This is a genomic window from Agromyces protaetiae (assembly GCF_004135405.1).
Lineage (GTDB): Bacteria > Actinomycetota > Actinomycetes > Actinomycetales > Microbacteriaceae > Agromyces > Agromyces protaetiae.
In genome coordinates this window covers 2944356-2970171 of the sequence record NZ_CP035491.1, presented here as the reverse complement: position 1 = coordinate 2970171, position 25816 = coordinate 2944356, and the positions used below count along the sequence as shown (strand labels likewise).

The following is a 25816-nucleotide window of genomic DNA, read 5'->3' as shown; positions in this document are numbered from 1 at the left end:
GGCGGCTGTCCCGGAGGTCGAGTGCTCTCGCGCGCTCCCTCCGGGCAGCTGCCTGAAGCCACCATCTCGGCCTCGTTGCTGCCCCGCGACTCGTCAGAGAACCCGACAGGGGTTCTCGGTCGCGACAACAGTAAGGAGGTGGGAATGGTGGTGCGAAGCATCGTCATCCCGCAAGACCCGGTGCGGTCCCCATGTCTACGAGAGCTGGCCGATGTCGGCGACTTCCAGGCTGCGGTGGACGGCTGGATCGAGCCGCTCGAGATCCCGGCCCTCGGAGTCACGCTCTACGTCAACGAGGCAGCCCGGAGCAACCAAGCGCTGGTCAACTGCCGCGCCATGGCGCTCTGGTGGCTCTACACGGCCGACCCGACGAGCTATCCGCTCATCCTCGGTGACGTCGTTCTCGCCGGGAGTGGCACCGACGACGAGACCGGAGACGTGCCGGAGCGAATCGTCCGCGACGTTTTCGGGACGCAGGAGTTCGTCGTCCAGGCCAAGCCCTTCGGGGTCGGGCCCTGGCGCGACACGTACGCCCGATTCGGCAACGTCTTCGATGCGGCCACTTGGTGCATGCTGCTCACCTGCAGCCTGCGTCCCGGTGCCCACTTCCGTCTGCGCAGCAACGCGCAGGAGACGGAGGTTCGCGACGAATCACTCCGAGGCGGTGATCGCGCATGGTGAAAGCCCTTCGCATCCCTGCCGACGAGTCCGAGCCGATCACGGAGCTGGAGGTCTCGAAACTTGAGGACTACCAGGCTGTCGTTGGCGGCTGGATCGAGCCGGTCGACGTCGCGGAGCTCGGGGTGACGATCTACGTCCACGAGGAAGGCTTGGTGCTGGACTTGCTGTTCAACTCCCGGGCCACGCTCCTCTGGTGGTACTTCGTGCCCGAGTCTCGTCAGAAGGCGGTACTGGTCGGTCCGGCGCTCATCGTCGGACTACCGGACTCGGGCGGTGACAGCACGGACATCCCGACGCACGTCGCCGAGATGCTGGCCGACGCTGGCATCTGGCGCGTCGAGGCACACGTCCCGGGCATCGACCAGTGGTACGCGAACCAGCGAACCTACGATGACTACTTCGAAGCACTCGTCTACGCGATGGTCATCCTGGAGCGCTGGGAAGAGATCGACGACATCCGCGTCGTCCCCGCGCCTCCCGACAGCGGCGAAGCCCTCGCCGGGGGAGTGATCCCTACCGAACCCGTCGCCTGAGCGGATCTCAGGCACCAAACAACAAGGCGGCGACTGCCCGGACCTAGAGAACCACGAGTTCTCGGTCCGGCGCGGTCGCCGCCACTTTCATTTCTCCCACCCCCGAAGCGGCATCGATCGCTCTTGACCGACTCGCTCGCATTTCGTATAAGTAAGGTGAGGAGCGGCTCGTCTTATGGCCGCCCTGCACCTTTCATGTCGATCACCAGGCCTAATGCATATGTCCCTTCGGGATGTGCCTGGTAGTCGTGCCGTCGCGCGTTGCTCCGACCTGAGTGCGCGCGGCTATCCATGCTTCCACTCGGGCGCCAACCGCCTGCATCGAATACCCTGCGAGGTCGATACAGACGATTGCCGCCCGATGGTCTGAGGACAACTACCCGCCGCCGTGAGTTCCGATCCGGCGCCTGAAGGGGGGCTCCGCTCCCGTCCCCGTCGATCCCCTCGAGGCCCCGAGGGCTGCGCGGGGAATGACAGTTCGCTTTACTGATCGCGTTTCGGATTGTAAAATCAGTACATAGGTATGAAAGAAGTTCCACAAAGGCAATCTGTGACCGATGAAATCGTAGAAGTCCTCGATGAGCTTCTTTCGAAGGCCCGCGCCGAGTGGCCGAACGAGCCGATCGGCTACCGGGCCCAACTCAACAAGCGAGTCCAGGACGACCGATACGGGTTCTTTCACCTCATCGAAGCGCTTCCTCGCCTGCGAGAACGGCACGAATTCAACCTTCTTGATCCGTTTAGCCCGGCGCCCGACGAAGTTCGGTTCACAGCCCGTCTCGACGTGAGCCGAAGTGAGGATCACCTCGAAGGAGACCAACTCGTCCTTGTGGTCGCTCGTGACATTCGTCACGAGGAGTAGTCACTCCAGGGTTCCGCAAGGTTGGCGGCTGGGTCCTACTCCGGCGCGGGCGGAGAGATAGTGCGCACGTAGGCGATCCCTCCCTCGTTCACACAGTCGAGGGCGAGGTCGTGAACCTGCCAGTAGAAAGCGACGGCATTCGCGTCCGCTCGGACTGTCGTCTCTACGGGCGTGTACCGCGCCAACGGAATGGTGCTCCCCGAGTAGGGGAAGTTCATGTTGTCCGTTGTCCAGATCTGGAGCCTATCGTCGCCCGTCCACTCGAAGCCGACCCTGACCTCATATTCACCGAGTCCCAGCCGATTGCTGGCTTCGCGGATCAGCCCCATGAAGTCCGCGATCGCCACCTCGACGTCCCGGGACTCGACTACAGAGTCGTCGTTGTACTCGGTGCTCGAGTTGCGGTGTCCGCCCACTGCGGCGGTGAGGCTCACCGAGCCATCGTCGTGGACACTGATCCAAGCTTCCAGCCAACGCAGTCGGTCGCCCTCAACGCTCGGACGAGCCGTCCAGCGCCGAAGGCCGGGGCGGGGGTTGCTTCGGTCGACGTGCTCCAGCGGATGCAAGCTGCCGCGGCCGACGTAGACGAGCGCGTTCTTGCCCGCCTCTTCGAAGGCTTGGCGCGCCATCGATTGGTCCGGTCGAGTCGAGACCGTGGCTGGCAGTCGCGGGTGCGCCACCGCCACAATCCAGGCTGGGCTATTGGCCGAGCGCATCGCGGCTGCCTCGGAGTAGAGCTTGTCGAGGACGTCTGTGGATCGGCGGCGCTCATCGAAACGTGCCCGGTACATCGCCTCGATCTGGCGCTCCTTCATCCAGACGGTGTCGGCGTCATTGCGGATCGGAGCGCCGAAGTACTCGTTCCGGTAGATCAGATGCGGCCCGTCGACGCTTGCCGGGATGACCACCACCACGCACCGATTACCGGGCTCGCCCAGCTGGACGACCTCCAGGCCGAAGATCGGCGGGCTGATCGCCGTCACCGCGGCGCTGCGCAGACCTCGTTCGTATCGCTCGGTCAGATCGCCGGTGTCCTTGCGCCCGCTCGCTGCCTTTCCGTTCTCAGTTACGCCGAAGATGAGGGTGCCGCCGCCGCTGTTGGCCATCGCGGCGACGTCTTTGGGGAAGTCGGAGCTCGGGATAGCACCGAGCGGTGGCAATTCGGACTTCCAATCCAGGTCATCGGTCTCGCGTAAGCCCTGGGCCACGGCGCTGTCAACCATCTCCGAGGTGAGCGGGCGTGGAGGATCGCCAAGCAGACGGTGGAGGGCTGTGAATGTCACCTTGGACCGTCTCCTATCGTTCATCGGTGGTGATGCAGAACTAGCGTGGCACTGAGCGCCGACATCTGGGGGACGCGAGCGGCGGAGGGCAGACAGATCCGCCCCGAAGCGCGTCGTGGCACCGCCCGGATGTCTGCGCCACGTGCTCGAATGGGTATGTGAGTGAGAGGAAAGCATCGTTGTTGTCGTCGTGGGAGATGAGTTGCGTGCCAGCGGCCGGACCGGCAGCGGCAGGTGTGGCCAAGGTGGCTGAATCGTGACGCAGCTTGCAGTTCCGGTCCACGTCGGCTCGGAAACCCCTGAACAATGGGATGAGACTGAGGCGCTGCAACGACAGTACGGCGACGACGCATCGCCATACTTGCGTGACAAGCGGCGTCCAGCGGTCTCCAGTCCAGACCTGGACTGGAGCGGCCTCGGCTTCGAACCTCGCTGGGTGAGCTTCGACAGCGCAGATTGCGTGGTCGCCTTGCAGCCGAGCATCTTCTCGGGTCAGGGTGCTGACGAGTTCGAGCGCTTTCGACACGGAGCCGCGAAGCGGGGTGAGACCGCGCTGGTGATTAGCCCGATCGGCTCGATCGGCCCTCAGCGTCTCGGCGTGTACAACGTCTTCGGCCCGCCAGTTGACTCTGTTTCAATTGGGCAGACCCACACCAGCATCAACGGTCGGCTGCTCGGTAAGGAGGCTAAGGTGCGCCTCGTTGCCGGCCTTGGCGGGGCAGACGGCGATCTGGCTCGGAGACTGTTGAGCCTCAACCCGGCGCCGACCTGGCGCAGCCTGACGATCGAGGGAAGCACCCTGATGCAGCCGGGCGGCCCGACGCGGGAGTACCCTCCTGAGGGCGAGTTGGTCCCGATCCTGGAGACCGAGCTCGGCGAGCCAGTCGTCGGGGCTTGGATCTCGCCCGACGGTGTCGAACGACGCTATGTGGTTCCAGTAGAGACTCCCTGGACAGTGCTGCTCCCGTGGTTGCTCGAGCAAGCTCTGCCCGAGCTCGTTCCAGGCGCCCTACGTCGAGCACGGCGTCCGCTTGCCTTCGACCAAGACCTCATGACTCGCCGCGAGCGTGACGCCCGCGCCGCTCTCGCCGATCTTGAAGCCGACTACATCGCCCGACGCGGCGACCTGGAACGCCAGCTTGAGGATGCGCAGACGGCCACCGTCGCGACTCGTGAGGGCCTGCTCTACGGCACCGGTCAGCAGCTCGTTGATGCCGTGCGGTCTGTCTTCGAATTTGCCGGCATTGAAGTAATCGATCTCGATGTGCGCCTCGGCGGCACCAAGAACGCCGATCTGCTTTGCACCTATGGCGGGCAGTCCAAGTTGGTGGAGGTGAAGTCGGCGAGCGGCAGCGCCTCCGAACGCGCCTATCAAGACTTGTTGCGCCACCTGCGGGAGTGGCCCGCACTGCCGCGCAGCACCCCGATCCAAGGCGGTGCGCTCGTGATCGGTCACGAGATCCGCACAGTTCCGCTGGAGCGCAGTCCGCGGCCCTACGCCCGCGAGGAGTTCCTCGCGGCGCAGACAGAGCCGGTCATCGCAGCCCTCGAACTGTTCGCCTCCTGGCGCGATGAAGACGTACCGGCGATTCGCGCGCTGCTGTTCGGTACAGGCGTTGACTCCGAAATGGAGTCTGGAGGCCAGGAGAGTGAAGCGGACGCGGCGTTCGTCCCAGCCGACACTCGCCCCATGCGGAGGCGCTGGTTCCGCCGCAACTGACGTCACGACACGCCGGGCACTCGCGCACTTGACAAGTATTTGCGATATCGCAAAGATAGCAAATATGACATCTGCAACGACGGTGCCGGACACGCTCCGAGCCATCCGGGCAAGCCTCCAGCTCACTCAGACGGAGCTGGCGGAACGACTCGGTGTGTCCTTTGCCACCGTCAATCGGTGGGAGGGTGGCGACGGTACCACGAAGGTGCAGAAGGCCAAGTTGCAGAGCATCGTTGTCCTGGCCGAGGAGGCTGGCGTCGACTTCGCTGACCCGGGCGACGCACCCATTGTGACAGCGGGACGTCGCAAGCGCGCAGGCAAGGCCGACGCGAAGACGACCAAACCCATGGAGCAGATGCTCTGGGATGCCGCCTGTTCGATCCGTGGCGAGAAGGACGCCGCCAAGTTCAAGGACTACCTGCTCCCGCTGCTTTTCATGAAGCGACTGTCGGACGTCTTCGACGACGAGATTTCGCGGCTGGCGGAAGAGTACGGTGACCGCGGCGTCGCCCTGGAGATTGCCGAGTCTGACCACTCGTTGCTCCGCTTCTACCTACCGCCGGAGGGTCGCTGGGCGGTCATCTCGGAGCGCGAGACGTACGAGTGGCCGCTGGACGAGCGTGGTCGGTCGACGGCACCGAAGGACATCGGGGAGCACCTGACCAAGGCCGTCCGCGCGATCGTCCGCTACAACCCGAGCCTGGCTGGTGTGATCGACATCGTCGACTTCGCTGAGGTGCGTAACGGTGAGCGCGACATCAACCCGTCCAAGCTCAAGGATGTCGTGCAGGCGTTCTCTGACCCGCGGTATCGACTTGGTCTGGCTGACGTGCAGCCCGACTTCCTCGGCCGCGCCTATGAGTACCTGCTCCGGAAGTTTGCTGAGGGCTCGGGCCAGTCGGCAGGCGAGTTCTTTACGCCGACTGAGGTCGGCTTCCTCATGGCTCGGATCATGCGGGCTAAGCCGGGCGAGACCTGCTATGACTACGCCTGCGGTTCTGGCGGGCTTCTCATCAAGCTGCAGCTCATCTCCCGTGAGCTCGACCCGACGAGCAAGGTGCCCCTCAAACTCTTCGGCCAGGAGCTGCAGGCCGAGAGTTACGCCGTCGCGAAGATGAACGCGATCATCCACGACATGGACGTCGACATCCGTCGCGGCGACACCATGATCAACCCCAAGTTCCGTGACACGGCTGGTGGACTCCAGCGGTTCGACGTCGTGATCGCCAACCCGATGTGGAACCAGACCTTCTCTACTGAGTTGTTCGACAACGATCCCTACGACCGCTTCACGAAGTCCGGTGGCGTGACATCCGGCAAGGGTGACTGGGCGTGGCTTCAGCACACCCTGGCCTCTATGAGTGACGGAGGTCGGGCGGCGGTCGTGCTCGATACCGGCGCCGTCACGCGCGGCTCAGGATCCAAGAACGAGGACAAAGAACGCAACATCCGCAAGTGGTTCGTCGACCGCGACTACATCGAGGGTGTCATCCTGCTGCCGGACAACCTCTTCTACAACACCAGTGCTGCAGGGATCATTGTTGTCCTCAACAAGCGCAAGCCGGCGGCTCGCAAAGGCAAGGTGGTACTGCTCAACGCTTCCAAGCGGTTCCGCAAGGGCCGCCCGAAGAGCTACCTCGTGGAGGACGAGCTACAGCAACTCGCCGACCTGTTTCGCTCGGACCACGCGGTCGAGGGCGAAGTCAACGTTGTCTCGACAGCACAAGTGCAAGACGCTGACTACAACCTCAGCCCGGCTCGCTGGGTCGCCCAGGCTGACGCTGCCGAGTTGCGTCCGGTCAAGGAGATCTTCGCGGACCTCGTCGCACTCGACGAGCGTGCGCGAGAGATCGACCAGGTGCTCGCCGAGATGCTGGTGAAGCTGTGAGCGCCACCGACTGGCCGATGCGTCCTCTCGGCGAGATCTTCGACATAGGTGCGGGCAAGACCATGTCCGCGGCCGCGCGCGTGGGTGAGAACAAGGTGCCCTTCTTGCGTACCTCCAACGTGTTCTGGGACCGGCTTGACCTGACCAGCCTCGATCAGATGGCAATGTCGGATGCGGAACTCGAAGAGAGGAATCTGCTACCGGGCGACCTGCTGGTCTGCGAGGGCGGCGAGATTGGTCGCGCCGCGATCTGGGACGGCAGCATCGAACGCATCTCGTTCCAGAATCACCTGCACCGCTTGCGTCCGAAGCCGGAGATGGTCGGGCGGATCGATCCGCGGTTCTACGTCTTCTTCCTGCAATCCGGCTTCACGCAGCTGGGAATCTTCGAGGGCGCGGGCAACAAGACAACGATCCCGAACCTGTCGCGTAACCGGTTGGCGGCTCTGCACGTTCCGTTCCCGCAGCTGGCTGAGCAGCAGGCGATCGTGGCTGTGCTCGGCGCGGCCCGGGAGGGAGTCGGTATTCAGGAGCGGCTGGTCCATGGAGTGGAAAGTCTTCACGCCAGCGCCCTTCGCGACTTGTTTGCTCTTGGGCTGCGAGGCGAAGAAACAAAGGACTCTGAGATCGGGCCGATTCCGTGGTCCTGGCAGATGAAGTCAATCGGCGAACTTTGTCAGATCTGGAGCGGTGGGACGCCACGCAAGGCAGTTCCTGAGTTCTGGGGCGGTGACATTCCTTGGGTATCGGGCAAGGACCTCAAGCGCCCGGTACTTGAAGACGCAGTAGACCACTTGTCCGTTGAGGGCGTCGAATCGGGCAGTCGCCTGGCACCGGAGGAGGCAGTCCTGCTGCTTGTACGCGGAATGGGGCTCGCGAAGGACCTGCCCGTGGCAGCCATCTCCCGCCCGATGGCGTTCAACCAGGATGTGAAGGCACTAGTGGTGAAGGACGAGTTCAGCGAACTGTCGGGTCACTTCCTCCGCTCTGCGATCTATGCCGGAAAGTCTCGCCTGCTAAGTCAGATCGTCAGCTCGGCCCACGGGACCATGACACTCAACCTCAACGACGTTGAGAACCTTCAGGTTGCTCTGCCGACAGATGCCGGTGAACTACATGAGATCGACAGGACTATATGTGCGATCGAGACCAAGGTTGACGTCCACCGTCGAAAGGCGGCAGCTCTCAATGAGCTCTACCTGCGTCTGCTGCGTGGCCTCATGACGGGCGAGGTGACGTCGGACCAACTCGCTGTTCCTGACGAAACTATTGGGAGTGCCGCATGACCACGCTCAGGATCGGTGAGGCTTACACCGTTCAGTTCCCCATGGTCGACCACGCGGCGGAGGTCGGCTGGACGCCGCTCACGCCGTTCGAGGCCGAGTCGCTCCGCCATGGGCGCCAGAACATGCTGTTCGCCGACGTGCTCGAGGAGAAGATCCTCGATTTCAACCCGTGGCTCAGCGAGGACCAGGCACGCTCGGTCATCGAGACGATAGAGGCAATCACGCCGAACATCGAGGGCAACTGGGAGGTGCTCAAGTGGCTGCGCGGCGAGCACATGTGGCGGGACGAGACCGAGAAGCGTGTCCGGCCTGTTCGGCTCATCGACTTCGATCACCCTGAGAACAACGCCCTGCACGTCACCTGGGAGTGGCGCATCGATCCAGTCGTGCGCAAGGGCAACAGGGCCGACGTGATCTTCCTCGTCAACGGCATCCCGGTGACCATCGTGGAGCACAAGAACCCGAAGGACGGTGACGCCCTGACCCGGGCGATCACCCAGCTACGGCGCTACGAGATCGAGACGCCCGAGCTCCTTGCCCAGACTCAGTTGCACAACATCACGCATCTACTCGGCTACCGGTATGGCGTGACCTGGAACGTCAGTCGTCGCTTTATCTTCAGGTGGAAGCACACCGAGGACGAGGAGTACCGCTCGGCGGTTCAGGCGTTCTTCGAGCCGCACGACTTCCTGCGGACCCTCAAGGATTGGATCCTCTTCTACGTCGAGGACGGCGAGACCAAGAAGTCGGTCCTCCGCGAGCACCAACGAGTGGCGGTCGACAAGATCGTCGCCCGCTGCGCGGACCCCGAAAAGGACCGTGGTCTGATCTGGCACACCCAGGGCTCTGGCAAGACGTTCACACTGCTCACGGCGGCAAAGCAGATCCTCGAAGATCAGTCCCGCTTCGCCGGCTCCACGGTCATCCTGGTGGTCGACCGCAACGAGCTGGAGGGTCAGCTCAACGGCTGGGTCGAGCGCCTCATCGGTGAGATGCAGTCCAGCGCCATCGCCTGGCGCCGGGCTGACAGCAAGGCCGACCTCCAGGACATCTTTGACTCGGACTTCCGCGGCCTGGTGGTCGCCATGATCCACAAGTTCGAGGACATCCGGAAGGACAGCTCGCTTCGCGACAACATCTACGTCTTCATCGACGAGGCGCACCGCTCCGTGGCCGCCGACCTCGGCTCCTACCTGATGGGAGCCATTCCCAAGGCCACCATCATCGGCTTCACGGGCACGCCTGTCGGTAGCAGCCGATCCGGCTCCGGTTCGTTCCAGATCTTCGGAGCGCAGGACGACGACGGCTATCTCGACAAGTACTCGATCATCGAGTCGATCACGGACGAGACGACCCTGCCGATCAAGTACATGCTGGCGCCGTCCGAGATGACCATGGCCACCGAGGATCTAGAGCAGCAATTCTTCGCGCTGTCGGACGAAGACGACGTCACCGACATCGAGGAACTGAACAAGGTCCTCGACCGAGCCGTCGGCCTGCGGGCGTTCCTCGGCTCGGATGACCGCATTGACAAAGTCGCGAAGTTCGTTGCGGAGCACTTCAAGGAGAACGTGGACCCGCTCGGCTACAAGGCCTTCATGGTGGCGGTCGATCGCGAAGCGTGCGCCAAGTACAAGCGTGCGCTCGACCGGTACCTGCCGTCCGAGTGGTCGGAGGTCGTCTACTCCAAGAACCCCAATGACATCGTTGACCGCCCCGACGTTCATGCCTTGCAGATCTCCGAGAATCGTGAGGAGGACGTCCGCAAGCTGTTCAAGAAGGCGACTGAAGAGCCCAAGATCCTGATCGTCACCGACAAGCTCCTGACTGGCTACGACGCTCCGGTGCTCTACGCGATGTACCTCGACAAGCCGATGCGCAACCACGTCCTGCTCCAGTCGCTGGCCAGGGTCAACCGGCCATACATCGACGCCGACAACGTCATGAAGCGGGTCGGCCTGGTCGTCGATTTCGTCGGCATCCTGCGCAACATCACAAAGGCGCTCAGCTTCGACGCGGCCGACGTCAACGGCGCACTCGAGGACCTCGATCTCTTGATGGTCAGTCTGCACGAGAAGATCGCGGCAGCCGCCTCCAACTACCTGGAGGTCGATAGCGCCCTCTCTCCGGACGCCCAGCTGGAGAGCGTCGTCTACGGACGGTTCCTCGACCCCGAGGCGCGCAAGGTCTTCTACGACGACTACAAGGACGTCGAGGCCCTGTGGGAGATTCTGTCGCCCGACGCCCAGCTCCGCGACCACATCACGACCTACAAGCGGCTGAGTCAGCTTTACGCCGCGGTGCGAGCGGCGTTCTCCGAGACGGGGTCCTTCCTCGGGGATCTGGAGCACAAGACCAAGCGCCTGATCGAAGAGGGTGCGATCCAGGAAGGGCTGGGTCGTTTCTCGAAGGTCGTCACGTTCGACATCGACGCGCTGGAGTCTCTCAAGGTCGACGAGGGTCCGGATGAGGGCAAGGTCTACAACCTGCTGCGCGGCCTGAGAAAGGAAATGGACGACGACCCGGCTGGTGCCGTGGTGCTGCAGAGCATCCGGGTCAAGGCCGATCGCATCCTCCAGGACATGGAGACCCGCAAGATCGACGGGCTCGCGGCGATGGACGAGCTGATGGCGCTTGCCCGCGAGAAGGCCGAGGCGAAGAAGCAAGCCGAGGCGAGTGGTCTGTCGGGCATGGGCTTCGCGGTGTTCTGGACGCTTAGCCACGAGAGCAAGGCGGATGTCGCAGGGTTCGACGCGATGACGGCAGCCAGGGAGATTGAGTCTGTGCTCGCCAAATTCCCGACGTGGCAGGAGAACTCGGAGGAGCGTCGCCGGCTCCGGGCACAGCTCTATACGCCGGTCCTGGCGTTGCCCAAGGACGATCGTGCCGAGGCGATCGACAAGATCATGCAAGTGCTGGAGCAGGCGAGCTGATGGTTGCCAAGTCGCCGCTCTACCCCGAGCAGCAGCTTCGCCGGCGCGCTATGGGCTGGGCAGTCAAGCTCAGGGTAAACCCGGAGCAGGTCCGGATCCAGCGACTGCCAGGCAAGTGGGGCTCCTGTGCCCCCGAGGGCATCGTGACTTTCGCGGACGACCTTGCAGACGAGGCCGAAAACTTTCAGGACTACGTCATCGTCCACGAGTTGTTGCATCTGCGCTACCGCGATCACGGCAAGCAGTTCAAGGCATTGATGACCGCTCTGGTTCCCGACTGGCGTGACCTTGAGAAGCAGAGCAGGCACTCTGCCGATCAAAAGCCAGAGCGAGCAAAAGCGACGGGACGGGCAATCGATGCCGACGATTGAGGGGCAGGTGCGTGCCGCCAGCGATGCCATTGAGACGAATATCTCGATGATTACGGCCGATCGCGGGTTCTTATCGAAGAACGTGCTGCAGTACCTGCGCGACCTCGTCGAGGCGATGATCGTGTGGGCGCACATCGGAGATCCGACGCAGCGCTTCACCTACCAGACGCAGTTCGACCCGGCTCGGGACTTCGCGAAGGCGCAGGCGAAGTACCGGCCGCTGACGCGCTTCCACGCGATGCTGCAGGTCAGCGTGTCGCACTTCACTCTCGACGAGGATCCGTCCGAGCGGCTGATGCTGAAGTACTACGAGTACCTGCTCCGCACCCGCCAGATCGCGAAGGACCACCTCGGCGTCGAGATCCTGCGAAACCTCGAGAGCTTCCCGCTCGATCTCGATCCGTTGCTGAGGGAATACCACGAGAAGATCGCGGCGAGGATCGAAGCGCCTGGCCTGATTCCGCCCGGCGGCCCGCATCGTGATCGGTACTACGTGCTCAGCTCGCGACCGTTCTACGCGAACGGGAGGATCTACTACGAGGTCACCTTCGCGCCGGCGCACAACCGGACGAGCAAGTTTGACCGCATCATCGGCTTCACCAATATCGAGGTGTCGGACTCCTACGCCGCGAACATGGAGTTGGAGGGCAGCTCGATTGATGTCTTCGGGCAGGCGATGCCGATCGTCCTGATCCGTTCGTGGGAGGTCTCGATCCGCCCCTGCGAGTTCAACAACTACGCCCGCTTCTTCGGCCAGCAGACGAAAGTGGGCAGCGGGCAGCTCGAGTACCGGAACCTCATGCAGTACCTTACGACGACCCAGTTCAGCCTGCTGGATCTGGTCGACATGCCCGACGCGGACTTCAAGCGCATCCGAACCTGGGCGACGGACGGCATCAAGCGCGCCGACGAGATCTTCACCATGCTCCAGAGTTCGCGCGACGTCATCCGGCTGAACCGACCCGGCACGCGGATCCTGCGCTACTTGCTCTTAGGCATGAACAACAACGTGGTGCGCGCCCAGTACCAGCCCGACCGCTGTGGGTGGCTGTCGAACCTCTACATCACGCCGATGTCGAGACCGTTTGACACCATGCCCTTCTGCACCTACCCCGCAAACACACGCCGCGTTTCTACGACCTGGCCACGGCGATCGGCAGCAAGGGGCGCGAGCACGAGTTCCTTGCCCGGCGCGTCATGAACAACGTCGAGCAGCACGGCGCCATCTACACACCCGACGCAGAGCTCGAAGACCTCGGCGATCTGGATCAGCTGGTCGCGACCTACAACGGGCTGCTGCCGCCGACCGAGAAGCACAAGCCGCGCATCATGGCCCACGACAAGGGGCATGTCTTCATCACCGGATACGAGAACGACTCGGTCACGATCGTCAACGAGCTGCAGGCCATCGCCGCGAGCGGCCTCACCGACCACGAGACCGATGCGAAGGCCTGGCTCGACGCCAACCCCTTCGAGATCGATGATGATCTGAAGGCCGATGCCCTCACCCGGCTGTTCGCCGAGTCCAAGGTCGCCCTGATCTACGGCGCGGCCGGGACCGGCAAGACCCGGATGGTCGAGCACATTGCGGCCTACTTCGATGGGTCTCGGCAGCTCTTCCTCGCGAAGACCAACACCGCCGTCGACAACCTACGGAGCCGTGTCGAGACGAGCGACGCCCATTTCAGCACCATCGACAGCCACCTCGGCTCGGGGCCGACGGGCTCACTGCGCTACGACCTGCTGGTCATCGACGAGTGCAGCACCGTCGGCAACTCGGATCTGCTCAAGGTGCTCGACCAAACGTCGTTTGACCTTCTGGTGCTGGTGGGTGACGTCTACCAGATCGAGTCCATCGAGTTCGGCAACTGGTTCCGGACCATCCGCTCCTACATCACGCCTGACTCGGTCTTCGAACTCACCGAGCCGTACCGCACCAAGGACGACGCGCTCCTGACCCTCTGGAACCGGGTGCGCACCCTCGACGACCGGATCGAGGAGTCCATCTCCGGGAGCGAATACGCAGGCCCGCTCGACGCGTCCCTCTTTACCCGCGCGGACCCGGACGAGATCGTGCTCTGCCTGAACTACGACGGCCTCTACGGCATCAACAACATCAACCGCTTCATGCAGACGAGCAACCGGAACCCCGCCGTCGCGTGGGGCGACTCGATCTTCAAGGTCGGCGACCCTGTGCTCTTCAACGAGACGGACCGCTTCCGACCGGTGATTTTCAACAACATGAAGGGCACGATCACGAAGATCGACTACGCCCCTGGCCAGATCACGTTCGACGTCGACATCAAGCGCACCGTCACGACCGCAGACCTGTGGGGAACGGATCTGCGTTGGGTGTCGGACACGGTCGTGCAGTTCGACGTCTTCGAGCGCGCGAACACGGACGACGATGACGATTCCGCGACGACGGTGCTGCCGTTCCAGATCGCATACGCCGTGTCGATCCATCGTGCGCAGGGCCTCGAGTTCTCCAGCGTCAAGGTCGTCATCACCGACGCCAACGAGAAGCGAATCTCGCACAGCATCTTCTACACCGCCATCACCCGCGCCCGCCAGCACCTCAAGATCTACTGGACGCCCGAGACGCAGAAACGGATCCTTAGCCGCATGGTCGTGAGCGAGAACACGAAGGATGAGGCGCTGCTGCGCGCGCGGCGGGGTGTCGCCCCTATTGCCACAAGGCCGCGGATGCAACACGTACGGCAGGCGCCCTGAGCGCGCATCCGCAAGAGACACCCATGAGAGGCGAAGCCCGCGTGACCCAAAGCAAAGATCAGCAGGTCAAGGCCGTCGTGATCGGCATGGCGCTCGGCGTGCTCGCTCAAGGCGTCGGCGCTGTGACGAGCAACAAAATGGCGCTCGGGTTCGCGTTCAACCACGCGTGGAGGCGGTGGCCGGAGGCACGGTTCTTCCCGAGCATCAAAGGCCACGATCCCGGCAACCTGTTTTGGATCGGGCTCGGCAAGTCCGAGCGCCGCGTCGGTGCATGCGCAGCGTGGGACAGCGGCCGATGGAGCGCGCCGTACATCACCCTCGACGACTGGACGGTGGAGGAAGCCCTCGATCTCCACGCCGATACGGACGTGACCGCCGATGACTGGATCGTGCTCGGACGGCTCTTCGTGGAGTACTTCAAGCCCGAGGAAGTGCAGCGATCGATACTTCAAGCCCGAGGAAGTGCAGCGATCGAGTTGAGCGGTGGGCATAAGTTTGGAGGTCTGCACTCGCGGACGTTGGCGATAGTGCAGCGGCACCAGCACTTGGCCGATGGACAACTCAATACCCCGTGGATGTCGGAGGCCATGTCTAGTGTGAGTGTCCCGTACCCGAAGCGAGGCGATACCAGATGACATCCGAGGCGTACCAGTTCCCCGTCGCGATCTCGCGACTCAGCGAGGGCGAAACTTCGCGCGAACCACAGAACATGCGGGCGATCAGATGGCTGCTCGATCAGCCCGGTGGATCCGTCGTCGTGATCACGCCCCAGAAGCAGTTCCACGGCGACAGCCTGAAGCAGTTGGTGTCGCAGCCTGGCGTACTGCACTTGAGCTGGCGTGGGCTCTCGACCGGTTCGCTCTCGGGGCGTCGAGCGCTCTACGCATGGCCGGATCGCCAGCACCTCAACGGCCTCTGGGACGTCGACGCGGACGCACTCGTGGTAATCGAGTGGAATGAGAGCGAGACGGCCGAGTGGATAGAAGACGCGAACCCAGTGCAACTCTTGCGAGGTGAGACGGTGCCACCGGCCCCTGCGCGTGACGTGCCCGAGACGCGGGAACAGCTTCCGAATGGTGTCGAAGGGATTCTCGAGCACATCGCCGGGATGGCCGCCGGGTACTCGTCAGGCCTGAAGTGGAACGAGGAGGACAAGCTCAAGGCCGACATGATGAATCGGCCGGACCGCTGGGTGCCGATCACGCCCGAGCAGGTCCGCGCGAAGTGTCGAGAGCTGGGCATGCGGCCGGACGACGTCGATACGGTCGTCGGATTCCTGCAGCGGCGCAAGGATGGCCGGCGGTTCAACGTGCAGAGCTCCTACCGGACGTTCCACTTCAACTGACCGATGACTCACTTCGGCTCCGGCAGCCGCGAACCGTTCGGCTCGGCGAGCCGCAGATCACGGGCGAGATGCACTGCGGACTTACGAACGCCGCTTCGCCGATTGCCAACGCGTCGCTAACTCTCCGGCAGTCTGTCTCGACTACCTTTTGAAGCGACGACCATCGGCGCTGATGGAAGGTGATGAGATGAGTGCACCCGGCGAGGAGCCTGCGCATGGCTGATCCCTCCTACGACTGGGCGGCTCTGTATCAGAAGCATCGCGACGCGATGTACGGAGTCGCCTACGAAGTGCTGCGCGGGAGCGGGCGGTGGGATCTCGCGGCCGACGCAGTCCAGGAGGCTATGGTGTCGCTGATGAAGGCGCCTCCGTCGGAACCGCCTCGTAGCTGGGAGGCGTTGCTGGTGGTCACCGCGAAGCGGAGGGCCCTCGACATCGTGCGATCTGCTGCTGTCGTGCGCGGTGTGGAGTACGCGGAGGAGTACGTGGCGGGCGGCGCGGCGCCGGACGAGGACGACGCCTTGGAGCGGCTCGAGAAGATGGCGCGGGCACGAGCCGCGATCGCGCGCCTTGATGCTCAGGAGCACTACGTCCTCGCGCAGTACATCGTGCTGGACCGTCCGCGTGATGAGGTCGCAGCAGAGCTTGGTGTGACGCCGGGTCGAATCAGTCAGATCAATACGAAAGTCTTGTCGAAGATCAATGCCGCCGTGGAAGGAGGAGGATGACGATGCAATCGGACGACCGTGATGAAGAAGTTGCAGCCATCCTCGATGCGCGCGCTGGTCAGTCTGCGCGCGCCGCAGGAGCGGATCAGTCCTCTGATCACCCGGGGATTCAGGAGCTCCTCAACGCGGCCGATGTCGCCTGGGCCAGCCAGCAGGGTGCTCCGCCGCTTGCTGATGACCCGGTCGCGGCCATGCTCGGGCTGGTCCCCGACTCAGAGCTTGAGTTGGACGGGAAGGCGGTGTCGAGCGCCCGCAAGCGCGCGGGGCTGACGGTGAGCGCGCTCGCCGAACGACTTGCTGCACGTGGCTGGGAAATCACGAACAGGGACGTCTTCGCGTGGGAGAGCGGCAAGAACCTGACTCACGTCCCGGCGCTGATCAACGCGCTTGCGGAAGAGACCGGCGTCGATGCGGATCGGCTGCGCCACAAGTCCGGGGCGGATCCCGAGCGTGCTCGACTGGCCGCCGTTGTGGGATCGGAGGCATTCAAAGGGCTGGCGCAACGGTGGGCGCGGATCCAGGGAACGACGGTCGCACTGGCGGCTTCTGCTCTGGAGTCGCGCATGTTGGTGGCGGTGCACCGAGGTGGCGCGCCCGAAGCGAACGTCCTACTTGAGTCGCTCGAGGCGCTGGTCGAGTCCGTCGAAGGTGCCGAGGATTCGTGAAGCTCGGGCCGTGGATCGAGCGCGCCGTGAAGATCCTCGATCCGGCGATACAGGAGCAGTTTGCCCTCGACCCAATCGACGCGCTCACCGCGGGTTTGCGGCTGACGGTCCGTGCCGTGGACTCGCTGTCCAGCAGTCGTGGTGACGGCGGCTTCTGCGACGGGATGTCATTTCTCGAAGACGGTGTGATCCTGTACGCCCCGACGCCAAACAGCCGCCGGCAGAACTTCACCCTCGCGCATGAACTTGGCCACTGGATCGTGGAGCAAGACGAGGGGCTGTTCGACTGGATCGCCGATCAGTCGGATCCGCCGGCGCTGCTCGAGACGGTGTGTGACCAGATCGCGCAGCGGCTCCTGCTGCCCGAGGCCCTCATCGCCGAAGTGGTCGGCGATGACCTTGTGCGGGCGCACCACATTCAGGATCTCTTCGACAACAGCCAGGCCAGCTATCAAGCCTGCGCAATCGCGATCTCACGACGCATCCGTGGACTGGGCGCCGTCGTGCTCATCGACCGCTTCGACGGCCAAGTCGCGCACGCGAGCATCCAGCCGGAGCCTGACGATGGGTGGCCTGTTGTCTATCCGTGGCGCGGCCAGACTCTTCCGGATGCCTATGCCCTCCGACAGATCGCTCCTGGAGCGGCGTTCACGCGCAGGATCACCTGGCGTGACTCGTGGGGGAGGACCGCCGACTTCTACGCCGATGCCATTGCCGACGACAGGCGAATCATCGCGGTGTTGGCCGGGCATGACATTTGGAAGATCGACCCCGGCTACATGATCCAGCCGCGCGACTTCGACACGCGCCCCCTTCTGACCGTCTACTGCTGCGGACAGAGCCGCACGTTCCGTGGCTACCCGTGCCCTACCTGCGGCAAGGGATTCTGCCCCGTCTGCAAGAACTGTCAGTGCGACCGAGCCGCCAAGACGGAGGAGACCTGCACCGGCTGCTACATGATCTTCCAGCGCCACCTGCTCGTCGACGGACTCTGCGAGAGCTGCCGCTAACTCGATCGCCTCCTGCTCCGACTACTTGGTGAGGGGCTGACGGTCAGCCCCGGAGATGGAGCCGGAAATGGCGAAGAACACAGGACGCGGCCACCGCGTCGGTGCGGTCAAGGGGCGCAGCGAGTTCCAGGTCGGCAAGACCTGGTTCAAGCGCGACACCTCGACGGGCCGCATCATGAACGGCAGCCCCAGCCAGCACAAGGGCGTCCGCAACGAGAAGTGATCGAAGCGGAGCCGGCCCGGTGCTGGCTCCGCTCGTCACCGCTTCATCTCACCCTCATCAAGAGAGCAAGGAATCATGGCAGATCGACGAGTAACCCATTCACGCAAGAACCGCGACGGTGACATCACCGCCATCGGCACGCCCGGCCAGTACTGGTCGCCGCGTGCGAAGGCAGACGCCATCAGCGACATCGAGCTCCGCATCCACACGTACTACGTGCAGTGGCCCGAGAAGCGCACGGAGATCCGCGTCGTGAACGGCGCGACCGGCAAGTACCTCCGCACCGATCGCGACAACACGACCCGCAACAACCTGGACGACCTCCCGGACCTGTGACCGCGACGCCGCACAGGCGAAGGACCGCCCCGCCTGTGCGGGCGGTCCTTCACTTGTTGGATGGCCGGGCGTCGAGCGTTACGCGGTCTTCGCTTTCGTCGGCGCACGCAGGACGACACCAGCTTTCAAAATGGCCATTCGCATCGTCTCCTGATTTACATCGAGTCGTTTGGCGACTTGCGAGAGAGACAGCCCCGCCTCGTAGAGCTGTGCGGCTTCGCTCACCTGGTCGGGTGTCATCGGCTGACGTCGCACGACGACGCGGGCCTCACGAAGGACGCGGAGGATCGTGGACTTGGCGACGCGGTACTCCTCCGCGAGTGTTGTCGATGTTTCGCCTGCGCCATATCGCGCCACGACTGCCGCCTGCTGGTCGGCGTTCAGGTGGTTCCAGCCGCGCTTGACGCGAGGTTGGAACGTCCGCTCAGATCCGCCTTCGACGCCCGAGATCTCGCGGATCTGGGCCGCCGTAACAGAGGTGGTTGATTTATTGGAACAGAGGTAGACGATGTCGACCGACCGACAGATTGGCCCCGGTGGAACTGAGTTCTGCCGGGGCTTCGTCGTCGGATCGCGAGGGAAACCCGCCCAAGCTTAGATTTTACGAATGTTGCGGGGCCGCCAACATGGCGGATTGCGACATCGTCCGAACCCAAGCTTTGGATTCCGGAAGCCTTCCCCCATTCGTTACCGGCTCGTTATCATCTCGACATGGTCCCGGGACCATCGAAAGTGAACAGTACCCATCGGTGATACCCGCCGACGCAGATTCGAAGATCGCATCAGTCGATCGACACCTGCATTCCGTGCCGTAGCCGAGTCCGACTCAAGGACCGCCCTCGACGCGAGGCACACGTGGAGTCTTCCGCGTGTGATGGGAGAGCGTGAGCCGCATTCGCGGTCCAGGCTTCGACGATGAAGCCGACCACTCACGCCCGGCGGGAACGGGCGACTCCACTCGGCCACATGGTGCGGCTCGAACTTCGTCCAGCACGGACGAGTCGGACGCACCAATCCGGGGCGGTGCCGACCGACCTCGGCGGCGCAGCCATGCGCCGCCGGTCTTCCCCCGATTCGAAGGCGGTTGCAACATGTTCGATTGGTTCGGCTCAAACATGGCGACGGGCGCCGTCGTCGTCGCGCTTGTTACGGCCGGTGGCGTGGCTCTCACGCGTATAGTGCGCGACGCGGTCTTGCCGCTGCTCTCACTGTTCGCTCCAAAGCGCGTGCGCAAGGCTGCGTACCGAACGCTGAAGCTCCTGGCTCGGCGAGGTCAGGCGCTGCGGCGGAGCCGCGACGTCCCCATGTCCGCTGCGTCACTGCGGAAGCAGCTTCCGATGCACAAGCACGCCCGCAAGAGTCGTCGGAAGGCGCGTGGCGGTCGGAAGGCTGGTGGGCGGCGACGGACGCCGGGCCGATCCACGAGATGTCGGGCGCCAGACCGCCCAGACGACCTCAAGGGCTGTTTCCGAAGAACCGAGACTGCCGCCTGACTCTCCAGAGCACGCATCGGAACCCTCGCCGACGACACGGCGTCGTCGCTGCACGCACGGCGCTCGTCGATAACCGATCGATCAGTCCGCGACCTCGAGGACTCCGTCGATCGGCTCACGCTCCGAGACCAGCGCGAACTTGCGAATGCGACCCGACGCCATCCAGTCCCGCCACAGTCGGTGGGACGCGAGCAGGTCATCGGTGAACGTCGCGCCGAGCGCCGCCTCAATGCGGTCGCGAGCGGCTGTGAACTGCGTGAGCAGAGCGGTCGCGACGCGCAGATGCGACGCGGTGTCATCCTGAACCGAGACGGTTGCGAGTCCGACGTCTGCCAACGTCGACACGAACTCGGCCAAGGGCACGGGCCAGACGGTATCGGCGGCGGGCATCGCCTCGCGCTCGACGGGCGTCAACGGCGTTCCTTCTTCGAGCGTGCACGCGAACCGACCGCCCGGTCGCAAGGCGACCGCGACTGCCGATGCGAGCGCATGCTTGTCGGGGAACGCCAGGACGGTCTCCAGCAGGAGCACGACGTCGACGTCGGCTTCGCCGACGGGCAGCGGCGGCACCGTGTGCACTGCATAGGTGCTCGACAAGCCGACGGCGTGGTGCCGGGCCGAGGCGACGGCCTCGGCATCTGCGTCGACACCGTGGTAAGAGCAGCCGAGCGTGCGCACGAGGTGGCGCCCGGCACCGCCGGTGCCGCAGCAGACGTCCAGCACGCGCGTGTCGGCGCCCACGCCGGCGCTGCGCGCGAGGGCCAGGATCCCCTCGGCCGTCATGAAGCTCTCCTGACCGACGAAGCGGGCGGGGAGATGCGCGGCCACTCGAGCGTCGTGCAGCGCCGCGTCGACGTCGGCGCGCCGGGTCACCACGGTCCTCCGAGCGATCCGATCGCTGCACCCCCTCGCGGCAGTGGCATGACAACAGTATTGTGCATGGCGTGTCGCGGAGCGGTGGGGGCCGCAGGCGCGACGCATGGAGGCGGTGGAACCCATGACCATCAGAACCGAGAGCCGCATCACGGTCGACGGGGGCATCGAGGACGTATGGGGATACCTGGCCGACGTCCGGCGGTGGCCCGAGTGGGCGCCGACCGTGATCGAGTGCCGCGTTCGCGACGGTGAACGGTTCGAGCCCGGCGCATGGGTCGAGCAGCGGGCGAGGGACTTCGGCTGGAATCACCGCCGGCGCGAACAGATCACGGAGGTCGATGCCCCGCGCTCGATGGGGTTCGCCGGAACGATGGGAACGTCCGTGGCCCGCTGGGGCATGGAGTTCGCGCCGGCAGGCGACCGCCGGACCGACGCGATGATGTGGGTCGAAGTCGACCCCGCGAAGCTCATGCGCGCCATCCCGGGACGCGCCCTCCACGACCGAATCCAGCGCGTGAGCGACATCGAGATGGCGGGCATCAAAGCCGCCGTCGAATCCGACCTTCGAGCGGGAGCGGGATCGCCGTGAGCGAGGCCGACCGCACGCGAGCGCACCTCATCGAGGTGTACCGCAAGAAGGCCAAGCGATACGACCTCGTGTCCCGGCTCTACCCGGCGCCCGGCTACCCGCAGCGGTCGCAGCGTGCACGCGCGGTGCAGGCGCTCGGCCTCCGAGCGGGCGACACCGTGGTCGATGTCGCGTGCGGAACGGGTCTGAACTTCGCCCTCATCGAGGAGGCGATCGGTCCCAGCGGCCGGCTCGTCGGCGTCGATCTCACCGACGCGATGCTCGCGCGTGCAAGCGATCGGGCCGACGCGAACGGGTGGAGCAACGTCACCCTCGTGCAGGCGGATGCGGCGGAGTTCGCCTTTCCCGACAAGGTCGACGCTGTTCTGTCCACGTACGCGCTGACGCAGGTGGCAGAGTGCGGAACGGTCATCGCCAACGGTGCCGCCGCGCTTTCCGGCGGCGGTCGGTGGGTCGTGCTGGACCTCAAGATCCCCGGCGCGACGCCCGCCTGGCTGTCCCGGCTCGGAATCGCAGCGGTGCGCCGTTCGGCCTCGCTCGACGAGTGGATCGAGCGCCGCCCCTGGGACGCGATTCGCGGGGCGATCGAGGAGCGGCTGGTCGATCCCTCCTGGGTGGAGCTGTGTTTCGGGAGCGCCTTCCTCGCGGCCGGATCCGGCCGCGGAACCGGTACCCGGGATCGGCGCGTCGTCGTCGAAGGCACGTGATGGCACTCGGCGAGGTGCAGCTCGTTCCGATCGGCGTGGCGGTGCTCGGCGCGGTCGGCGCCGCGACCCTCTGGGCGGTCGATGCGATGCCGGCGATCGGGCTCGCTGTCGCGATCGGGTACCTCGCGTCGAGCACCGCGTTGCTGGGGATCGCGCTGCGACGTCGGGGCGCCTCGCGTCTCGGATGGGCGAATCTCGTGACGGCGATCCGGTCGGCGCTCGTCGGCGTCATCACGGGTCTCGTCGCAGCCTCGTTCGTCGCACCGATCCCGGTGCCGCTCCTCATCGGCCTGACCGTGCCGGCGCTCGCACTCGACGCCGTGGACGGATGGGTCGCGCGGCGGACCGGCAGCGCGACCGCGCTCGGCGCCCGGTTCGACTGGGAGGTCGACGCGTTCCTGCTGCTCGTGCTGAGCGTCTACGTGGCGCGGTCCCTCGGCCCGTGGGTGCTCGCGATCGGCCTGATGCGGTACGCCTTCGTCGTGGCGGGATGGATGCTTCCCCGGCTGCGCGGGCCGCTCCCGTACCGGTATTGGCGCAAGGTCGTGGCCGCGGTGCAGGGGATCGTCCTCGCCTTCGCCGCGACCGGTCTGTTCCCCGAGTTCTCGTACGCCGCGGTCGCCGTCGCACTCGTCCTGCTCGTCGAGTCCTTCGGTCGCGATGTCGTCTGGCTCGCGACGCGAGGACGCGCTCGATCCGCCGAAGCAGAGGTGCGTGCATCGTGACCGATGCGCCCGTCGGCGCGGACAGACCGTCGGGATCGCCGCTCCGCCGATTCTCGCTGGCCGTCGCGATCGTCGTGCTCGTCCTCCTCCCGCTGGCGCCGCGGGCGCCTGCGGCGCTCGCAGACGGCTTCCCGCTCGCGATCCTCGGGGTTCCCGCCGAGTCGATCCTCGTGCTCTTCGTGCTCTTCATGGTTCCCTGGCGCCCGGTGCGACTCGTCCTCGCCGCCTGCTTCGGCGTGGTCGTCGTCTTCGCGATCGTGCTCGGGGCCATCGACGCCGGCTACCGGGAGGTGCTCGACATCCCGTTCGATCCGCTCGATTGGCAGCAATTGGGCGACGCGTTCGGGGTCGTCACGGGAGCGATCGGCGCGGGGCCCGCGATCACCCTCGTGGTGCTCATCGCGATCGCCACCGCCTTGTCGATCGTCGCGCTCGCGTGGGCGGTGCTTCGCGTCGACACCGCAATGCGTCACGACCGCGGTCGCGGCACGTGCGCGATCGCGGCGGTCGCCGCGGTGTGGATCGTCGGGGCGGCGACGGGCGCGCACCTCGTGCCGGGGCGACCGATCGCGGCGGCCGCCGCCGTGCACGCGATCAGCACGTCGGCCTCGCACTCGGCAGCGGGGCTCACGGCGGTCGCGGCCCTGCCGAGGCAGATCGCGGCGGATCGCTTTCGAGCGACGCCGGGCTCCCGCTTGCTCACCGGGCTCGAGGGCAAGGACGTCGTCTTCGCATTCGTCGAGAGCTACGGCAGAGTCGCCGTGCAGGGGACGGATTTCTCAGCCGACATCCGACGCACTCTGCGAGAGGGCAACGCGCAACTCGAGGCCGACGGGTACGTCTCGAGGAGCGCCTTCCTCACGTCGCCCACCTTCGGCGGCCTCAGTTGGCTTGCGCACTCGACGCTCATGACCGGTCTCTGGGTCGATCGGCAGCCGGTCTACAGCAAAGTGATCCGGAGCGATCGACTCACGCTCAGCGAGATCTTCGGGAGAGCCGGATGGCACACGGTCAGCCTCTCGCCCGCCGGCACCGAGCCGTGGTCGTTCGGCACGTCGTTCTATCACTTCGACACCTTGATCGACGCGAGCGACGTCGGCTACCGCGGTCCGTCGTTCGGATACGCGCTGGTTCCGGACCAGTACACCTGGAAGCACCTCGCCGACGAGGTGCTCGCCGCCGACGATCGGCCGGTCATGGCCGAGGTCGACCTGCTCTCCTCGCACACGCCATGGGCGCCGTTGCCCGAGCTGGTTCCCTGGCCGGAGATCGGCGACGGCTCCGTGTTCGGGTCGCAGGCCGCGCGAGGGGAGTCGGCCGCGGAGGTCTGGAAGGAACCCGGCCGGGTGCGAGAGGCGTACGCCCGGTCGATTCGGTATGCGCTCGCCGCGATGCTCTCGTTCCTGCACGAATCGGACGATCCCGACCTCGTGCTCGTGGTGCTCGGCGACCACCAGCCCGCGACGATCGTGACCGGCCGGGATCCCGGCCACGATGTTCCGATCAGCATCATCTCCAAAGACCCGGCGGTCTCGGACGCGATCGACGAGTGGGAGTGGGAGGACGGCGTGCTCCCCGGGCCGGACGCGCCCGTCTGGCCGATGAGCGCATTCCGCGATCGATTCGTCGACGCGTTCAGCCGGGGATGAAGTCCGGGATGATGCGGGATCCGATGCCGATCAGGCGAAATGGAGCACAGGTTTCAAGGCCGAGCCGTCTTTCAGGGCGCTCATCGCGTCGTTGATGTTCGAGAAGTCGAACGGCGTGATGAGCTTGTCGAGCGGGAACCGCCCCTGCGCGATCAGTTCGATGAGGGCAGGGATCAGCAGTTGCGGCGTGGAGTCGCCCTCGGTCACACCGATGACGCGTCGTCCGCTCAACATGAAGTTGACGTCGAGGTCGACGGTGTGGCCGACGGGCGGGGCGCCGACGAGGGCGAGCTCGCCCAGCGGGGCGAGCGCCAGGATCGCACTGTGGATCACGGGAACGTTTCCCGTGGCGTCGACGGCGTAGTCGATCCCCCAACCGTCGGTCAGATCGAGCAGCACCTGGGTGAGGTCGAGGTCGCGCGAGTTGATCGGATGCGTCGCACCAAGCGTCGCGGCGAGATCCAGGCGCGACTGGACGATGTCCACGACGACGATCCGTTCCACGCTGGTGAGTCGCGCCGCCATGACGGCGGCGAGACCGACCGCTCCCGCGCCGAAGACCGCGATCGTGGTTCCGGGTGCGGGCTTGAGGATGTTCAGCACGGTGCCGGCGCCGGTCTGGATGCCGCATCCGAGGGGTGCGAGCGCAGCGAGGTCGGCGTCGTCCGACACTCTCGTCACGCCGCGCTCGTCGGCGAGCGCGTGCGTGGCGAACGACGATTGACCGAAGAAGTGGCCGTTCACGGGCTCCCCGCCTTCGTGGAGCGTGTAGCTGCCGTCGGCGCGGCGCCCGCCGATCAGGTTCAAGGTCAGGAAGTACTGGCAGAAGGCCGGATGCCCCAGCTTGCAGTTGCGGCAGACTCCGCAGCTCGTGAACGAGAGGAGCACCTTGTCGCCCGGCTTCACCGTGGAGACGCCGGCGCCCACCGCCTCGACGACTCCGGCGCCCTCGTGCCCGAGCACGCCCGGCAGCGGGAACGGCGTGTGGCCCGCTTGAACGCCGAGGTCGGTGCCGCACACTCCCGTGGCGACGAGCTTCACGAGGACTTCGTTCGGGCGCGGATCGTCGAGTTGGACCGTTCGGACCTCGAAGGGCCGGTCGTAGTCGGGCAGCACGGCTGCCGAGATGTCATGCGGCATCGGGGATCTTCCTCTCAGGTCGAGCGCTGAGGGGGAAGGC

General features: G+C 65.1%; 25 protein-coding genes. 21 read left to right on the top strand and 4 right to left on the bottom strand.

Annotated elements, in window-relative coordinates; all coding sequences use genetic code 11:
• Positions 1–144 precede the first annotated feature (144 nt).
• The 3 genes from ET445_RS13820 (at position 145) to ET445_RS13810 (ending at position 2076) form a co-directional block, all read left to right on the top strand.
• On the top strand, positions 145–681 hold the full coding sequence (locus ET445_RS13820) for a DUF3846 domain-containing protein (RefSeq protein ID WP_129191788.1): 537 nt from the start codon (positions 145–147) through the stop codon (positions 679–681).
• On the top strand, positions 675–1214 hold the full coding sequence (locus ET445_RS13815) for a DUF3846 domain-containing protein (protein WP_129191787.1): 540 nt from the start codon (positions 675–677) through the stop codon (positions 1212–1214). Before ET445_RS13820 ends, ET445_RS13815 begins: the two co-directional genes overlap by 7 nt.
• Positions 1215–1764: 550 nt before the next feature.
• Entirely contained in the window at positions 1765–2076 is a 312-nt protein-coding gene (locus ET445_RS13810; RefSeq protein ID WP_129191786.1) for a hypothetical protein, read from the top strand.
• Positions 2077–2111: 35 nt separating this feature from the next.
• Here the strand turns inward: ET445_RS13810 and ET445_RS13805 are convergent, their stop codons facing one another.
• On the bottom strand, positions 2112–3359 hold the full coding sequence (locus ET445_RS13805) for an AlbA family DNA-binding domain-containing protein (RefSeq protein WP_165314411.1): 1248 nt from the start codon (positions 3357–3359) through the stop codon (positions 2112–2114).
• A 256-nt stretch (positions 3360–3615) separates the two neighbouring features.
• Between ET445_RS13805 and ET445_RS13800 the strand changes: the two genes are divergently transcribed.
• The 14 genes from ET445_RS13800 (at position 3616) to ET445_RS13745 (ending at position 18597) form a co-directional block, all read left to right on the top strand.
• Positions 3616–5079: a hypothetical protein gene (locus tag ET445_RS13800; protein WP_129191784.1), complete on the top strand. Its 1464-nt coding sequence runs from the start codon at positions 3616–3618 to the stop codon at positions 5077–5079.
• A 64-nt stretch (positions 5080–5143) separates the two neighbouring features.
• Entirely contained in the window at positions 5144–6967 is a 1824-nt protein-coding gene (locus tag ET445_RS13795) for an N-6 DNA methylase (protein ID WP_129191783.1), read from the top strand.
• Complete coding sequence (locus ET445_RS13790; RefSeq protein ID WP_208008420.1) at positions 6964–8253, top strand: restriction endonuclease subunit S; 1290 nt, start codon at positions 6964–6966, stop codon at positions 8251–8253. Before ET445_RS13795 ends, ET445_RS13790 begins: the two co-directional genes overlap by 4 nt.
• Positions 8250–11186: a type I restriction endonuclease subunit R gene (locus ET445_RS13785; protein WP_129191782.1), complete on the top strand. Its 2937-nt coding sequence runs from the start codon at positions 8250–8252 to the stop codon at positions 11184–11186. The genes ET445_RS13790 and ET445_RS13785 overlap by 4 nt, the downstream gene beginning before the upstream one ends.
• Positions 11186–11557, top strand: a complete 372-nt coding sequence (locus tag ET445_RS13780; protein ID WP_129191781.1) for a M48 metallopeptidase family protein — start codon at positions 11186–11188, stop codon at positions 11555–11557. Before ET445_RS13785 ends, ET445_RS13780 begins: the two co-directional genes overlap by 1 nt.
• On the top strand, positions 11544–12758 hold the full coding sequence (locus ET445_RS18105; protein WP_243695213.1) for a hypothetical protein: 1215 nt from the start codon (positions 11544–11546) through the stop codon (positions 12756–12758). The genes ET445_RS13780 and ET445_RS18105 overlap by 14 nt, the downstream gene beginning before the upstream one ends.
• Complete coding sequence (locus ET445_RS18100; protein WP_243695212.1) at positions 12755–14290, top strand: ATP-dependent DNA helicase; 1536 nt, start codon at positions 12755–12757, stop codon at positions 14288–14290. Before ET445_RS18105 ends, ET445_RS18100 begins: the two co-directional genes overlap by 4 nt.
• A gap of 41 nt (positions 14291–14331) precedes the next feature.
• Complete coding sequence (locus ET445_RS13770; protein ID WP_129191780.1) at positions 14332–14925, top strand: hypothetical protein; 594 nt, start codon at positions 14332–14334, stop codon at positions 14923–14925.
• The gene (locus ET445_RS13765) at positions 14922–15635 is read left to right on the top strand and encodes a hypothetical protein (protein ID WP_129191779.1); all 714 of its coding nucleotides are present in this window, start codon (positions 14922–14924) and stop codon (positions 15633–15635) included. Before ET445_RS13770 ends, ET445_RS13765 begins: the two co-directional genes overlap by 4 nt.
• A gap of 215 nt (positions 15636–15850) precedes the next feature.
• On the top strand, positions 15851–16363 hold the full coding sequence (locus ET445_RS13760) for a sigma-70 family RNA polymerase sigma factor (protein ID WP_129191778.1): 513 nt from the start codon (positions 15851–15853) through the stop codon (positions 16361–16363).
• The gene (locus ET445_RS13755; RefSeq protein WP_129191777.1) at positions 16360–17028 is read left to right on the top strand and encodes a helix-turn-helix domain-containing protein; all 669 of its coding nucleotides are present in this window, start codon (positions 16360–16362) and stop codon (positions 17026–17028) included. Before ET445_RS13760 ends, ET445_RS13755 begins: the two co-directional genes overlap by 4 nt.
• Entirely contained in the window at positions 17025–18038 is a 1014-nt protein-coding gene (locus tag ET445_RS13750; RefSeq protein WP_129191776.1) for an ImmA/IrrE family metallo-endopeptidase, read from the top strand. Before ET445_RS13755 ends, ET445_RS13750 begins: the two co-directional genes overlap by 4 nt.
• 67 nt (positions 18039–18105) lie before the next feature.
• The gene (locus ET445_RS17315) at positions 18106–18261 is read left to right on the top strand and encodes a hypothetical protein (protein ID WP_165314410.1); all 156 of its coding nucleotides are present in this window, start codon (positions 18106–18108) and stop codon (positions 18259–18261) included.
• A 75-nt stretch (positions 18262–18336) separates the two neighbouring features.
• Complete coding sequence (locus tag ET445_RS13745; RefSeq protein ID WP_108250005.1) at positions 18337–18597, top strand: DUF3892 domain-containing protein; 261 nt, start codon at positions 18337–18339, stop codon at positions 18595–18597.
• Positions 18598–18675: 78 nt separating this feature from the next.
• Here the strand turns inward: ET445_RS13745 and ET445_RS17310 are convergent, their stop codons facing one another.
• Together ET445_RS17310 and ET445_RS13735 are read right to left on the bottom strand one after the other, a co-directional pair.
• Entirely contained in the window at positions 18676–18954 is a 279-nt protein-coding gene (locus tag ET445_RS17310; protein ID WP_165314409.1) for a helix-turn-helix domain-containing protein, read from the bottom strand.
• Positions 18955–20171: 1217 nt separating this feature from the next.
• Positions 20172–21089, bottom strand: coding sequence for a class I SAM-dependent methyltransferase (locus ET445_RS13735; RefSeq protein ID WP_208008419.1), 918 nt, complete (start codon positions 21087–21089; stop codon positions 20172–20174).
• Here ET445_RS13735 and ET445_RS13730 point away from each other — a divergent pair.
• The 4 genes from ET445_RS13730 to ET445_RS13715 are packed head-to-tail and all read left to right on the top strand — an operon-like array spanning position 21088 to position 24636.
• A complete protein-coding gene (locus ET445_RS13730; RefSeq protein ID WP_165314408.1) occupies positions 21088–21555 on the top strand; it encodes an SRPBCC family protein in 468 nt (155 codons plus the stop codon). The genes ET445_RS13735 and ET445_RS13730 overlap by 2 nt on opposite strands.
• A 35-nt stretch (positions 21556–21590) precedes the next feature.
• Positions 21591–22262: a methyltransferase domain-containing protein gene (locus tag ET445_RS13725; RefSeq protein WP_208008418.1), complete on the top strand. Its 672-nt coding sequence runs from the start codon at positions 21591–21593 to the stop codon at positions 22260–22262.
• Positions 22262–22987: a CDP-alcohol phosphatidyltransferase family protein gene (locus ET445_RS13720; RefSeq protein ID WP_243695211.1), complete on the top strand. Its 726-nt coding sequence runs from the start codon at positions 22262–22264 to the stop codon at positions 22985–22987. Before ET445_RS13725 ends, ET445_RS13720 begins: the two co-directional genes overlap by 1 nt.
• Positions 22984–24636, top strand: coding sequence for a sulfatase-like hydrolase/transferase (locus ET445_RS13715; RefSeq protein ID WP_129191773.1), 1653 nt, complete (start codon positions 22984–22986; stop codon positions 24634–24636). The genes ET445_RS13720 and ET445_RS13715 overlap by 4 nt, the downstream gene beginning before the upstream one ends.
• 30 nt (positions 24637–24666) lie before the next feature.
• Here the strand turns inward: ET445_RS13715 and ET445_RS13710 are convergent, their stop codons facing one another.
• Positions 24667–25776, bottom strand: a complete 1110-nt coding sequence (locus ET445_RS13710; protein ID WP_129191772.1) for an NAD(P)-dependent alcohol dehydrogenase — start codon at positions 25774–25776, stop codon at positions 24667–24669.
• Positions 25777–25816: the final 40 nt, after the last annotated feature.